The sequence below is a fragment of the Aureimonas flava genome, from assembly GCF_003583935.1.
GTDB lineage: Bacteria > Pseudomonadota > Alphaproteobacteria > Rhizobiales > Rhizobiaceae > Aureimonas > Aureimonas flava.
Genome location: NZ_QYRN01000007.1, coordinates 1 through 12530 on the forward strand (window position 1 = coordinate 1; position 12530 = coordinate 12530).

Consider the following 12530-nt stretch of genomic DNA (forward strand, 5'->3'; position numbering starts at 1 on the left):
TGCTCGAGCCCATCGGAAACATCCCGCCAGCCGAAGCCGAGGCCGCATACTACGCCCAGCTTGAGGCATTTCCGATCGCCGCGTAGGACTCAAACCAATCAGCCTCCGGCAAACCCGGGGCGGTTCAAAGCGCCGTCCGAGCGGGGGCGGGAGACTGCGGCGGCTCTGCAAGCGACACTGACCAAGGTTCGCGCCGAGAGCGTCGCGGTCGAACGCGTCAAGCCCCGTCTAGTCGAGTATGACCGGGCGCTCGAGGACGACGTCGCACGGGTGAACGGCGAGCTGCGCCGGGTGGGTGATCAGATCCAGTCCTGGTTACGGCAGAGCGAGGAGACCCGCCGCTTGGCCGACTTAGGGCAGCTTCGGGCTCACCTCCTGGGCCGGATCTCCTTCTTCCTGGAGGCGAGCGTGGACGAGCCGCGACAGGTAACGCGCGACCTCGGCGTGCTTCGGACCGAAATTGCCGAGCTTGAGGCCCGCGTCGATCGAGAAGCCAGGGACATTAAATTGAAGCGGGCGGAGGCGAAGATCTCGCAGTTCGCATCGGAGGCGTTCGCGGTCCTGCCGACGGTCGCGCCCTGCGTCGGGTCGGAGCTCGACTTCTCGTCTCGGCAGCCTGAGATCACGGTGATCGAGGCGGGAAGCGGAGCCGTACTTCGCCTGCCCGACGTCGGCTCGGACCAGAACTACTTAGCCATTCATATCGCGCTGTCCTTCGCCCTTCAGCGCTTTTTCGAGGTTGTGAATGCGCCAGTGCCGGGCGTGCTCATCCTCGACCAGATCAGCCGCCCCTACTTCCCGCAGAGCGGCGAAGATGAGGACGAGACGGAGATCTCAGGGCGCGAGGAGGACGAGGACGTACAAGCCATGCGTCAGCACATCGACTTCCTGTTTGCCGAGACGGCCCGCAGAAATGGATTGCAGGTCCTACTCATCGAGCACGCCTACTTCGCGGACGATCCCCGCTATGTCGGCGCGACCCGGGAGAGATGGACGCGGGCATCGGGCCAAGCGCTGATCCCGCTCGACTGGCCGACACGGGACGACGAGTGACGCAAGTTGGCACAAGGGTGGTAGCCCCTTGGTCGAGCTGATCGGCAAAATGTCCTCCTGGCGGTGCGGGAGATCCGCAGCGAAAACTAACAGGGGCCCGGACGTACGGAACTATGCAGGATCTTGCCAAATGGCATTCAAAGCTTATATTGATGCCAAGAAGGAGTTTGGAAAGTGACTGTTGCCGTCCTGCTCGATACCCAGCCGCGAGCCTTCGCGTCGGAGCCCATCAGCGCCGAGGAGGCCGCCGCCATGTTCCGCGCCACCGTCAACTTGCTCAGGCGTTGGGAGCTGACCGACGATCAGGCAGCAACGTTGCTCGACCTGCCGATCCGCACCTACGCCCGCTGGAAGGCGGGGGAGCAGGGACGCATCGACCGCGATACGCGAGCGAGGCTCTCCAACCTGATGGGCATTCACAAGGCGCTCCGGATCATCTTCCGTGAGGCTGAGCGTGGCTATCGCTGGATCAGGGCAGCGAACGACAGCTTCGGCGGTCGCTCGGCGCTCGACGTTATGCTGGGCGGCGAGCTGACCGATCTCATGCGCGTGCGGCGCCTGCTCGACGCCGAGCGCGGCGGCTGGTGATCGACCGTGGAGCGGTTCCCGTCACGCCCGTCGAATGGAACGGAGCCCGCCGGATCATCCGCAGCCTCTACCCGCCGATCGATCTGTTCGAAGACATCGCCGACCCAGAGGACTGGCCGCTGCTAATATCAGCCGAGCAGAAGACGAACCCACGGCTGATGGAGACGATCGGCAACCTCGACCTCGTTCCAGCCGCGCGCCGCATCGGAGGTCCTGGCACGAGCTACCTGATGGCGCCGTTCACGCACGTCAGCCCCGACCGTCCAAGCCGCTTCACCCACGGCGGTTACGGAGTGCTCTACGCAGCGGAGCGCTTCGAGACGGCGCTCGCCGAGACAATCCATCACCACGAGCGCTTCATGGCCCGCACGGCCGAGTCGGAGGGTTGGACATCGCAGTTTCGCGAAATCGTCCTGAACGTGAACTTGCGAGCACACGATCTGCGCGGCGATCCGGCTCGCTTCGGCGAAGCGCTGATGCCGGACAGCTACATTGAAAGCCAGGCGCTGGCAGCCGACCTGCGCGCGGCCGGCTCGGACGGCATCGCCTATCCAAGCTGCCGACAGCCGGACGGCGAGTGCGTCGCGCTTTTCTACCCCGACTTGGGGGCAAACCCGATCCAGGGGCGTCACCTCGATTACCACTGGGACGGTGCGCGGGTCGATCTCTACCGCGACGTCGGCAGCGGCGCCGTCTACCGCATCGAGGCCGAAGCATGAGCGGCGTGGCGACCAGAGGGATATGCGGGAGCGCTCCCGACTGCGCTGGCGAACGCCGTGTTTCCAGTTCAACTGGTTGCAGTGTGGTTGCAGTAGTTCAGAAGCGGGCCATCCGCTCCATTATCCGACCGCCTAACCATCTGATCTTACCGAATATTTTTGGCGCACCCGACAGGATTCGAACCTGTGACCTCTGCCTTCGGAGGGCAGCACTCTATCCAGCTGAGCTACGGGTGCGTGCCGCGGTGAGCGGCGGGCGCCGCGGGTGCCCGCTGCGTCCTGAGGTTCTCCTACAGGAACGCGGCGAGGGTGGCAAGGCGAGGGCGTCGGGGCTGCGCGAGCCGACGTCGCGGGGATCGTCCGGCACCTGCGACGGACCGGCGGCCCTTCGCAGGTCAGGCGCAGTCGCGGGTGCCCGAGCCGTCCGCCGGCTCGATCTGGACGCGCGTGTGGCCGGCGGAGATGAAGCCGAGCCGCTGCGCCGCGCCCTTGGAGAGATCGATCATGCGTCCCTTGACGAAGGGACCCCGGTCGTTGATCCGCACCACCACGGAGCGACGGTTGCTCAGGTTCGTGACCTTGACCTTGCTGCCGAGGGGCAGCGTCTTGTGCGCGGCGGTCATCGCCATCGGGTTCATGCGCTCGCCGGACGCGGTGCGCGAGGTGAGGGCGTACCAGGAGGCGCCGCCGCAGGTGGTCTTGGCGCCGGCCGCCTGCGCGGGAAGCGAGGCCAGCATTGCAGCGCCCATCAGGGCGGCTGCCGTCACGACTTTTGAGATCAACCGTCCGGTCCCTCTACCGTTTCATACGGACACGGACCGAGCATTCTGATTTCGTTGATGAAATCCCCTCGTGGCCCCCGCCGTTCGACGCCGGAGGGGTGCGGGCCAGAAACGGCCAAAACGTGGCGGTTCCATCACGAACAGTAACGCCATGTATCGTTAAGCCGGCTTATCGTGATGAATCCGCTGCGTCATAGTGGTTTCAGGGCGGCGAGACCTTCACGAAATGTCGGAAAAATCATCCTGTAGCCGGCCCGTTCGAGCCGTCTGTTGGCAACGCGTTTGTTCTCGCCGTAGAACGAACGTGCCATCGGCGTCAGATCCGCGGTCGCGAAGTCGATCTCCGGCGGCAGCGGATGGCCGCCGAGCGCGGCGGCGTGGGCCACCACGTCCTGCGGCGGTGCCGGCTCGTCGTCCGTGACGTTGAAGACGCCGCCGATCCCGCCGGCCGACAGGTGGGCGAGGGCCCCGGCGATGTCGTCCACATGGATGCGGTTGAAGACCTGTCCCGGTTTCACCAGGCGACGGGCCGTGCCCGCGGCGAGCTTGTCGAACGGGCTGCGCCCCGGTCCGTAGATGCCGGACAGCCGCAGGATGGCGAGCGGCACCGCGCGTCGCTCGGAGAACGCCGTCCAGGCGCGCTCGGTGTCCAGGCGCTCGCGCGAGCGCTTCGACACCGGGGCGGGGGGCGTGTCCTCGTCCACCCAGGCGCCGCCATGGTCGCCGTAGACGCCGACGGTGGACAGGTATCCGATCCATCGGAGCGCCGGCGCCTCGCGCAGGAGGGTGTCCTCGTGGTGGCGCAGCACCGGGTCGCCGCCTTCGCCCGGCGCGATCGAGAGAAGGAGATGCGTCGTGTCGCGCAGGGCTTGGGCGATTCCGTCGCCCGGCCGGGTGCCGTCGAAGAGGTGCGGGCGCCAGCCGAGAGCCGCGAGGCCGGCCGCCTTCTTGGGCGAGCGGGTCGTCACGCCGGCGATGGCGTCGGTCTCGAGTCGGTGCAGGTAGGCGGCGGCGGAATAGCCGCACCCGAAGACGAAGACGCGCGGCGGCGTCATGTCTCGTCCCGGCCGCGCAGGCGAAGGCTTCCGATCTCGAGCTCGTCGATCCGCAGCCGCCGCACGCGCGCCCGGCCGACGGCGAGCGTTCCGATCCACACCGTGCCGACCGCGATCGCGCCGAGGGCGAAGGCCCCGATCGCCAGGGCACCGAGCGCGGAAGCGCCGCGCGCCGAGGCGACGACGGTGTGCCGCCGCTGCGCCGTTCCGGGTTCCGGTCCCGCTTCAGGCGTCGATCGCATGCCATTCGCTCCTGACGTCGTGGTCGGCCTCGTTATGGACGGCGGCGGGCCGCATCGCCAGGGCTTCGTCGCGCGCCAGGGTCGCCAACGCCCAGACCGCCATGGCGCGCACGGCGGACGCCGCGTCGGCGAGCCGTCGGCGAACGGGGTCGAGAAGCGCCGGATCACCCGAATTGCCTGCCGCGATCAGGCAGTTCGACACGAACTTGTCGCGCCCGATCCGCTTCACGGGCGAGCCGGAGAACAGGCGGCGGAAGGCCGCGTCGTCGAGCGCCAGGAGGTCGGCGAGCCGGGGCGCGCGAAGATCGTCGCGCGCGCGCAGCTTGGCCTCGCGGGCGGTGGCGGCGAACTTGTTCCAAGGGCACACCGCGAGGCAGTCGTCGCAGCCGTAGATGCGGTTGCCCATCGAGGGGCGAAGCGACCGGGGCACCGGCGCGCGGGTCTCGATGGTGAGGTAGGAGATGCAGCGGCGCGCGTCGATCCGGTAGGGTGCGGGAAAGGCGCCGGTGGGGCAGGCGTCCTGGCAGGCGCGGCAGGAGCCGCAGAGGTCGGCGCCCGCCCGGTCGGGCTCCAGCGCGATCGTGGTCACCACCGAGCCGAGAAACAGCCAGGAGCCGAAGTGGCGGCTCACGAGATTGGTGTGCTTGCCCTGCCATCCGAGCCCCGCGGCCTGCCCGAGCGGCTTCTCCATCAGGGGCGCGGTGTCGACGAAGACCTTGGCGTCGTGCGCACGCCCGTCGGCGCCCGGCCCTGCGCGCGCGACGAGCCGGCCGGCCAGTTCCTTCAGCTTGCCCTTGACGACGTCATGGTAGTCCCGGTGCCGGGCATAGACCGAGATCGCGCCGCGGTCGGCGCGCCGAAGGATGGCGAGGGGATCTTCGTCCGGGCCGTAGTTCAGGCCGAGGACGATCACCGAGCGCGCCGCGGGCCAGAGGGCGGTGACCGAGCGCCGGCGCTCGACCGTCTCCGGCAGCCAGTCCATGGTGCCGTGGTGCCCGGCGGCGACGAAAGCGTCGAGGCGTTCGCCCGCCAGCGCGTCCTGCGCCGCCCGCGCGACACCCACCGCCTCGAAGCCGAGACGGCGCGCATCGGCCTCGAGGAACCGGCGCAGGGCGGCGGAGGGCAGGGTGTCGGCCATGGGCGCTCCTTAGCAGACCCCGCGATGCCGATCGACCGCCGGCCGGGCGCGACGCGCCCGTCGGCTCAGAAGTCGAGCTCGGCGTAGTGCGCCGCCGGCGGCACGCCGCGCACCCGCTCGGCCAGGAAGGGCCGGAACGAGGGGCGCGACTTGATCCGCATGTACCATTCCTTGGCGGCGGGCTCCTCCTCCCAGGCGACCTCGCCGAGATAGTCGAGGATGGAGACGGCCGCCGCGCCGGCGAAGTCCGCATAGGACAGGCGGGGGCCGGACAGCCAGTTCCGGCTTTCGGCCAGCCAGCCGATGTAGCGCATGTGATTCTTCAGGTTGGTCCGGGCGGCCCGGATGGCCGAGGCGTCGGGCGCCCCGCCGCCTTCGTTGGAGCGCATCTCACGCTTGAAGACGCGCTCGCGCACGAGATAGCGCGTCACTTCGGCGTCCATCTTGCCGAGGAACCATTCCACCAGGCGCCGGATCTCGGCCCGCTCGGCGGGCTTCTCCGCCAGGAGGCGCCGTTCGCGCTGGAAGGCGCCGCGGGTCTCGTCGAGATATTCGGCCACCACCGTGCCGCCGACGATCGAGACGCTCCGGTCCTCGGTCAGGATCGGCAGCGTGGCCGCCGGGTTCAGCGCCAGGAACTCGGGGCGACGCTCCCAAGGGCGCTCCTCCACCAGTTCGGCCCGCTCGCCGTACTCCCCGAGAACCAGCCGCACGAAACGGGAGGCGGCGGACATGGGATGGTGGTGTAGGATGAGCATGGAGGGAGAAAACTTGCACTCTCGACGATGGACCGCACGTCCGGTGCGACAAGGATTGCGGCGACCTTAAGGCCAGATGGTTGGCGGATCGTGAATGCGCGGGGGGCCACGCCGTCCGATCCATGCGCCACATAAGCCGCGGGCGCCGGACAGCAAGCGCCGCCGGGGCGGTCGGGAGGCGGCGGGTCGGTTCGGCGAAAGCCTGGCGGTCCATCTTGCGGTGCGGCAAAGACCTTGACCCCGTGCGGGCCGCCGCTGCATTCCCCGGTCGACACGCCAACACGCGGGATCCCCGATGGACCATCTGCAACTCTTCGATGCCTTCATCCTCGGCCTGGTCGAAGGCCTGACCGAGTTCATTCCGGTCTCGTCCACCGGGCATCTGATCCTGGCCGGTCAGCTTCTCGGCTTCCACTCCACCGGCAACACGTTCGAGGTGCTGATCCAGCTCGGCGCGGTGCTCGCCGTCCTGTCGGTGTATTTCGGCAAGCTGTGGCATCTCCTGGTGACCCTGCCGTCCGACGCGAGGAGCCGGCGCTTCGTCGGCGGCATCCTCCTCGCCTTCCTGCCGGCCGCCGTGATCGGGGCGCTGGCGCACGACTTCATCAAGGGCGTCCTGTTCGAGACCCCGATGGTGATCTGCGTGGCGCTTCTGGTCGGTGGGCTCATCCTGCTCGCGATCGACCGCATGGCACTCACCCCGCGCTACCACGACATCCAGGACTATCCGCTGTCGCTCTGCTTCAAGATCGGCGTGATCCAATGCCTGGCGATGATCCCCGGCACCTCGCGCTCGGGCGCGACCATCGCGGGGGCGCTGCTCCTGGGCACCGACAAGCGTTCGGCGGCCGAATTCTCGTTCTTCCTGGCCATGCCGACCATGGCGGGCGCCTTCGCCTACGACCTCTACAAGAACTGGGCGCTCCTGTCGGCGGACGACGCGACGGTGATCGGCGTCGGTTTCGTGATGGCCTTCCTGTCGGCGTTGGTGGTGGTGCGCTCGCTTCTCGGCTTCGTGTCGCGATACGGCTTCGCTCCCTTCGCGTGGTGGCGCATCATGGTGGGCGCGATCGGCATCGGCGTGCTTCTCGCCTATCGCTGAGGCCGGCGGCGGTTCCCGTGACGCGCGGCAGGGCGCCGCTGCCGAAGGGCGGGCTTCAGCTGCGCGCGCGGCAGGCTGGAGGTAAACTCGCGTGTATGCAACTTAAAGTTGTGTTAGGGCATTGAGGGCGTGGGCGATGTCGCCCCGATTCCTCACGATGGAGCTGCCCGATGCGCCGACCCGTTCGACAAGCCGCGATCCTGACGACCCTCATGGCGACGACCGCATGCCTCGTGGCCGTGGACGCCTCCGCCCAAACGTCGCGCACCAGCCTCGCCGACGCGATCAGCCGTTCGGTGAATCAGGCCGTGGCGACCGGCAACACGCCGAACAATTCCGTGGCCGTCGGCGTCAACCGCACGCAGACCAACACCGGCGGTTCCAACACGGTGGTCAACGACACGCCCACCACCGTGGTCAACGGCCGATCGTTCTCCATCACCGGCGCGACCCGATCGGGCAACGCCAGTTCGACGCAGAGCGAATCGCGCAGCCTGTCGACCAAGTGAGGCGATGGACCGCGCCGCGACGGCGAGGCTGTCGTCCGCTGCGGTCCGGCGGACGGCCCGGTGCCGTCCGGCGGATTGCCGATCATCGTGACCGGGCGGGTCGAGTGTTCTCTGCGCAGGCGTGAAGGTCCGGCGCCGATGCCCGGCGCCTGATGCGCCCGAGGTCAGGCGATGCTCTCGTCCTCCGCCGGCCGGTCGTCGTGCGGCTGCGGCTTGGTAAACTGCCCCTGAGGGCGGAAGCGCACCAGATAGGTCGGCAGCACGGCGTCCAGCGTGCGCGGGGCGATGCCGAAGGCCTCGAAGGTGCGCCCCTCCGCCTTGGCGGCGTCCGAGACGACGTTGTCGATCTGGAGCTGGACCACCTGGTCGGGCGTCAGCGGCGCGCCGGGAAGGGCCTTGAGCCAGCCGGCCAGCGATGCGGCGAGGCCGACCGGAATGGATACGAAGCGGCGGCGCCGTTCGATCACCCGCAGCATCTCCTCCATCAGGGCGCGGAAGCTCATCGCCTCGGGCCCGCCGAGCTCGTAGATGCGCCCGCCGGCCACCTCGCCGTCGACGGCGCCCGCCACGGCCCGGGCCACGTCGTTGACGAAGACCGGCTGGAACCGCGTCTGCCCGCCGCCGATCAGCGGCAGGACGGGCGACAGGCGCGCCATGTCGGCGAAGCGGTTGAAGAACTGGTCCTCGGCACCGAACACCAGGGAGGGGCGCAGGATCACGGCGCCCGGCACGGCCGACAGGACGCGCGCCTCGCCTTCCGCCTTGGAGCGGGCATAGAGCGAGGGGGAGTTCGGGTCGGCGCCGATCGCCGACACGTGCACGAGGCCGATGCCGGCCTTGGCAGCGGCCTCGGCGACGTGGCCGGCCCCCTCCGTCTGGAGGGCGGAGAAGGTCTGCGCGCCGGACTCGCTCAGGATGCCGACGAGGTTCACCGCATGGTCCGAGCCTTCCAGCGCCCGCCCCACCGACCAGGGATGGCGCAGATTGGCCTGGATCGCCTGGATCTGTCCGAGCCGGCCGGCGATCTGCAGATGATAGGCGAGATCCGGCCGGCGGCAGGCGACGCGGATGCGGTGGCCGCGCTGGGCGAGGGCGTGCACCACGTAGCGGCCGAGGAACCCCGACCCGCCGAACACCGTGACCTGCTTCCTGGTATCGACCTTCATCTCGCCATCCTCGTCCGGACCGCGCGCCCTGGCGCGCGCCCGCGTCATCCGTCGTTCCCCCGCTTTAGCGGCATTCCGCACGGCCGAAAAGCCCGCGCCTCGCCCCTCGCCCGCCGACCCCCGCCGCACCGCACGCATTTTCTCGCCCGCCCGATTGACACGGGCGCCTCGGAAATCTAATGACCTCGCCAGTGCCCAGGTGGCGGAATTGGTAGACGCGCACGGTTCAGGTCCGTGTGCCGCGAGGCGTGAAGGTTCGAGTCCTTTCCTGGGCACCAATTCCCCGAATTCGTTCGGGAAGCCAAAGTCTTACGCGACATCAGAGGGTTAGGGTCGGCAGCCTGTTCAACAGGACTGTTCAACAGTGCCCCTCGCAATGCCCCGTCCGATGAAGCGTTCAAGCACCTCCTACCACCAGTTCGTCCAGCGCATTCCCTCCGACGTCATAGCGAAGGCCAGAGGCCGGACGCTCGTCATTCCGGTCGGGAGTGAGACGGTCACGCTCGCCCTCTCAGCGAAGGCACAGGACGTTCGGCTATCACTACGAACGCGAGACGCTGCCGAGGCGAAGCTGCGGCAGGCGGCAGTCCTCGGGTATCTGGAGGGCGTCTGGCGGTCGGTTCGCGAGGGCCCCCGTACGCTGACCCATCAGGAGACTGTGGCGCTGGCAGGTGACTGGTACCGCGCCCTCGTGGCGGACTGGAGTACCGACCCAGGCAAGGCCGAGAACTGGGAGGCGATGCGCGAGAGTATCGTCGACGCGCAGCTCGATCTGGTGCGGGAAGACACCCGGGAGAACTGGGAACAGCTGGAGCGGCTGATCCGTCCCGATCCGTTTCTAGCCGAGCGCGCGATCAGCCTGGAAGGGGACGGGCGTCAGCGATTCCTGATGGAAGCAGGGAAGGCTCTCACGCAGGCCGCTGCCATGCTCCAGCGTAACGCTGACGGCGACTACCGCCCCGACCCGGACGCTGCTCGCTTCCCCGCTTGGACCCCGCCTGTGCCTGCCCTGGCGCCCCCGAGACAGCAGAAGGGCGAACAGCGCACAGTCCTGGCTGCGTTCAGCCAGATGGCCAAGGAGCGAGGGTATGCGCCGAAGACGGTCTCGGAGTGGACGCGCAGCCTCAGCAGCCTGACCGATCATGCGCAGACGACTGCCCTCACCTCCATCACGCCGGACCACCTGATTGGCTGGACGGACGAACTGGTGGCGCGCGGGCTCAGCGCCAAGACGATCAACGAGACCTATCTCGCTTCGGCAAAAGCCCTGTTCCGATGGGCACGGGGCAAGCTCTACCTGCCTTCCAACCCCGCTTTCGAAACCCCCAAGATCATCCGTAGGGATGACGAGAGCGAGAAGCGTGGGTTTACCCTCTCCGAGGCTCAGACCATCCTCAGGAAGGCCGAGGGCGCGCGTACGGCAGTCCGCCGCTGGGTGCCATGGCTCCTTGCCTACTCGGGCGCGCGGGCGGGGGAGGTCATGCAGTTGCGTCCTCAGGACGTCCGCAAGGACGAGGAGAGCGGAATCTGGGTCCTAGACATCACCGCGTCTGCGGGGCGCATCAAGAACAAGGCATCAGCTCGGCTGGTCCCCGTGCATCCCCACCTGATCGAGAAGGGGTTCGTCACCTGGGCTACTTCCTCCAAAGCCTCCCGACTATTCTACGAGGAGCGTGAGGACGAGGCCGAGGACGGCAAGCGCTCGCGCAAATCCGTCGCCGTAAATAGGCTGGCCGACTGGGTGCGAGGGCTGGATCTCCCGGCAGTTAAGTCCGGCGAGGTAAGCCCAAACCATGGGTGGCGGCACCGATTTTCGACCGAGCTGGTCAACCTCGACGTCCCCGACACTCTGAGGAAGCGTTTGATGGGTCATACCCTAGAGGGGCAGGACAACCGCTATGTGGGGCGCATCGTCATGAAACGCCTTCACGATGCCGTGGCCAAGCTGCCAGCGTTTGCCCTGACCGATGACGCTGAGAACCGGACCGAATAGCCGACCCTTTAACGGTGTCGATTAGCCGACCCTTACGGGATAGACCAGAGTATTAGGCGGAGGAGAGGAGAGGATCAGGAAGACCCTGATGATGAGACACTCTCCCTCTTTCCCTAATGGGGATGATGATCATGATGAGACCCTCATCCCCAAGATCATAAGACCCTCTAGACCATATAGGAAACCTATAGGTGTCCCCTACTCATCCCCGTAGGATGCTCCGGAACGCTTCGCTACAACACCCCGAAGTCCCTCGGGGGTGGTTCTGGCGGGAAGATGCTCGCGTGATCCTGGCGCCTCGCTCGAGCAGCCGCGATGGCCTTCTCAAGCTCCTCAGAAGGAACGTCCTTTCGATGGATCTTGATGGCCATCCTGAGAGCCTCGATGAACTCCTCCAGATCGACCCAATGCTTGACCACCACATGGTCCAGCCACTGAGGTCCGATCACCGAAGCGTCGATCTGATAGATACCCTCTTGCTCCCCTGAGGGGTCAAGCTTAGGCGTTGGAGTGCCCTCCATGCCGCCGTTCGTGACCGCCCACTGCCCCTTCCGGTAGTACGTATAGGGCTCGTCCTCGGGCTCCTGCTGGTATCCTTCCCAGTAACGCATGGTCCGCTCCGCTCGTCCTCTTCATGACGATGGGGAAGGGTCGTTATATTTTCCAGAAAAATCTGAGCGGCACTCGATGAATAAGGCCGTGCGGACTTCCCCCCGGGTACCCCCTACCTGGCCGCGTAGGCACCCATCCGGGGCCTTTCAGAGGCGACCGGGGACTGGCGGGGCCGCTGGTCCGATCTACAACCGGGGCTTCCCCCGGAGATAATCATGACCACAGAACCGCAAGGCACCGCTTCGCACGCGGTCCCTCAGCTCAAGCGCCGTCCGATGCTGGTGCGCCTGACCACAGCCATTCAGCAGCTGCGCACCGTCAGCCGCGAGATGCCGATCCAGCAGCTTCACGTCCTCCTGACGGTTGCCGCCCATCCTGGCATCGCGCCCGCCAAGGTTGGCAAGCTGGTCGGCTTGGAGCAGTCGTCCGTCTCTAGGAACGTGCTGTCGCTGTCCCGCACCGGATCGAAGGCGACCGCAGGGCTTGGCCTGATTGAGGCTCGCCGAAGCCCCGAGGACCATCGCGCTACCTGCCTGTTCCTGACAGACCGTGGTCGACTGGTGGTGACCACAATGCTCGGAACGTTGGAAGGGCGAAGCGCCCCACAGGACGCACCAGCAGCCCCGCCAGCGCCAGTTCAGCCCGTGAGCGCGCCATCCGTCGCTCCAACGAAGACCCGCAGCCCGTGGGCGCGCTAGCCGTCCCAACGCGTGGCTGATGGACACAAAGGTATACGTTTGCAGCACAAGGCGATTGACTGGACCCTTTGCGTCCACTAATTGACGAGACACTGAAGTCTTAGACCAAAGGGTC

General features: G+C 67.3%; 14 protein-coding genes and 2 tRNA genes. 8 read left to right on the top strand and 8 right to left on the bottom strand.

Translation table 11 applies throughout. The annotated features are described in order from the left end of the window. Positions 1-270: 270 nt before the first annotated feature. The 3 genes from D3218_RS13555 (at position 271) to D3218_RS13565 (ending at position 2360) form a co-directional block, all read left to right on the top strand. Entirely contained in the window at positions 271-1053 is a 783-nt protein-coding gene (locus D3218_RS13555; RefSeq protein ID WP_245415042.1) for a DUF3732 domain-containing protein, read from the top strand. A 174-nt stretch (positions 1054-1227) separates the two neighbouring features. Next, positions 1228-1641 carry an MbcA/ParS/Xre antitoxin family protein gene (locus D3218_RS13560; protein WP_342635116.1) on the top strand — a complete coding sequence of 138 codons (414 nt, stop codon included), beginning with the start codon at positions 1228-1230 and terminating at the stop codon, positions 1639-1641. After that, positions 1635-2360 carry an RES family NAD+ phosphorylase gene (locus D3218_RS13565; protein WP_210209685.1) on the top strand — a complete coding sequence of 242 codons (726 nt, stop codon included), beginning with the start codon at positions 1635-1637 and terminating at the stop codon, positions 2358-2360. Before D3218_RS13560 ends, D3218_RS13565 begins: the two co-directional genes overlap by 7 nt. A 160-nt stretch (positions 2361-2520) precedes the next feature. Here the strand turns inward: D3218_RS13565 and D3218_RS13570 are convergent. From D3218_RS13570 to D3218_RS13595, 6 genes are all read right to left on the bottom strand, one after another. Further along, positions 2521-2597 (bottom strand) — tRNA-Arg (locus tag D3218_RS13570). A gap of 158 nt (positions 2598-2755) precedes the next feature. Further along, complete coding sequence (locus D3218_RS13575; protein WP_119540636.1) at positions 2756-3109, bottom strand: septal ring lytic transglycosylase RlpA family protein; 354 nt, start codon at positions 3107-3109, stop codon at positions 2756-2758. 224 nt (positions 3110-3333) lie between these two features. Further along, the gene (locus tag D3218_RS13580) at positions 3334-4197 is read right to left on the bottom strand and encodes an SDR family oxidoreductase (protein ID WP_119540637.1); all 864 of its coding nucleotides are present in this window, start codon (positions 4195-4197) and stop codon (positions 3334-3336) included. Further along, positions 4194-4439 (bottom strand): hypothetical protein, encoded by a 246-nt coding sequence (locus D3218_RS13585; RefSeq protein ID WP_119540638.1) that lies wholly within the window; start codon positions 4437-4439, stop codon positions 4194-4196. The genes D3218_RS13580 and D3218_RS13585 overlap by 4 nt, the downstream gene beginning before the upstream one ends. After that, a complete protein-coding gene (gene queG / locus D3218_RS13590; protein WP_119540639.1) occupies positions 4423-5577 on the bottom strand; it encodes a tRNA epoxyqueuosine(34) reductase QueG in 1155 nt (384 codons plus the stop codon). Before queG ends, D3218_RS13585 begins: the two co-directional genes overlap by 17 nt. A 65-nt stretch (positions 5578-5642) precedes the next feature. After that, on the bottom strand, positions 5643-6335 hold the full coding sequence (locus tag D3218_RS13595) for a glutathione S-transferase family protein (RefSeq protein ID WP_119540640.1): 693 nt from the start codon (positions 6333-6335) through the stop codon (positions 5643-5645). A 295-nt stretch (positions 6336-6630) separates the two neighbouring features. Between D3218_RS13595 and D3218_RS13600 the strand changes: the two genes are divergently transcribed. Continuing rightward, complete coding sequence (locus D3218_RS13600; protein WP_119540641.1) at positions 6631-7437, top strand: undecaprenyl-diphosphate phosphatase; 807 nt, start codon at positions 6631-6633, stop codon at positions 7435-7437. 170 nt (positions 7438-7607) lie between these two features. Further along, positions 7608-7946 (top strand): hypothetical protein, encoded by a 339-nt coding sequence (locus D3218_RS13605; protein ID WP_119540642.1) that lies wholly within the window; start codon positions 7608-7610, stop codon positions 7944-7946. Positions 7947-8110: 164 nt separating this feature from the next. On the opposite strand, the gene D3218_RS13610 is transcribed toward D3218_RS13605, so the two are convergent. After that, entirely contained in the window at positions 8111-9112 is a 1002-nt protein-coding gene (locus tag D3218_RS13610; protein ID WP_119540869.1) for a complex I NDUFA9 subunit family protein, read from the bottom strand. A 193-nt stretch (positions 9113-9305) separates the two neighbouring features. Here D3218_RS13610 and D3218_RS13615 point away from each other — a divergent pair. Both D3218_RS13615 and D3218_RS13620 read left to right on the top strand, forming a co-directional pair. Continuing rightward, positions 9306-9390: transfer RNA gene (locus D3218_RS13615), tRNA-Leu, on the top strand. Positions 9391-9500: 110 nt separating this feature from the next. Next, positions 9501-11105 carry a site-specific integrase gene (locus tag D3218_RS13620; RefSeq protein WP_168990522.1) on the top strand — a complete coding sequence of 535 codons (1605 nt, stop codon included), beginning with the start codon at positions 9501-9503 and terminating at the stop codon, positions 11103-11105. Between the two features lie 233 nt (positions 11106-11338). Here D3218_RS13620 and D3218_RS13625 read toward each other — a convergent pair whose 3' ends face one another. After that, on the bottom strand, positions 11339-11716 hold the full coding sequence (locus D3218_RS13625) for a hypothetical protein (protein ID WP_119540644.1): 378 nt from the start codon (positions 11714-11716) through the stop codon (positions 11339-11341). 216 nt (positions 11717-11932) lie between these two features. Here D3218_RS13625 and D3218_RS19550 point away from each other — a divergent pair, with 216 nt between their 5' ends. Beyond that, positions 11933-12415 carry a MarR family winged helix-turn-helix transcriptional regulator gene (locus D3218_RS19550; protein WP_136625103.1) on the top strand — a complete coding sequence of 161 codons (483 nt, stop codon included), beginning with the start codon at positions 11933-11935 and terminating at the stop codon, positions 12413-12415. Positions 12416-12530 lie beyond the last annotated feature (115 nt).

Excerpts from the sequence above, each read along its gene's own strand:
- D3218_RS13595 (WP_119540640.1), bottom strand. The coding sequence starts at position 6,335 with ATGCTCATCCTACACCACCATCCCATGTCCGCCGCCTCCCGTTTCGTG.
- D3218_RS13580 (WP_119540637.1), bottom strand. The coding sequence starts at position 4,197 with ATGACGCCGCCGCGCGTCTTCGTCTTCGGGTGCGGCTATTCCGCCGCC.
- D3218_RS13575 (WP_119540636.1), bottom strand. The coding sequence starts at position 3,109 with ATGGGCGCTGCAATGCTGGCCTCGCTTCCCGCGCAGGCGGCCGGCGCC.
- D3218_RS13610 (WP_119540869.1), bottom strand. The coding sequence starts at position 9,112 with ATGAAGGTCGATACCAGGAAGCAGGTCACGGTGTTCGGCGGGTCGGGG.
- queG (WP_119540639.1), bottom strand. The coding sequence starts at position 5,577 with ATGGCCGACACCCTGCCCTCCGCCGCCCTGCGCCGGTTCCTCGAGGCC.
- D3218_RS13600 (WP_119540641.1), top strand. The coding sequence starts at position 6,631 with ATGGACCATCTGCAACTCTTCGATGCCTTCATCCTCGGCCTGGTCGAA.
- D3218_RS13620 (WP_168990522.1), top strand. The coding sequence starts at position 9,501 with ATGAAGCGTTCAAGCACCTCCTACCACCAGTTCGTCCAGCGCATTCCC.
- D3218_RS19550 (WP_136625103.1), top strand. The coding sequence starts at position 11,933 with ATGACCACAGAACCGCAAGGCACCGCTTCGCACGCGGTCCCTCAGCTC.
- D3218_RS13585 (WP_119540638.1), bottom strand. The coding sequence starts at position 4,439 with ATGCGATCGACGCCTGAAGCGGGACCGGAACCCGGAACGGCGCAGCGG.
- D3218_RS13605 (WP_119540642.1), top strand. The coding sequence starts at position 7,608 with ATGCGCCGACCCGTTCGACAAGCCGCGATCCTGACGACCCTCATGGCG.
- D3218_RS13625 (WP_119540644.1), bottom strand. The coding sequence starts at position 11,716 with ATGCGTTACTGGGAAGGATACCAGCAGGAGCCCGAGGACGAGCCCTAT.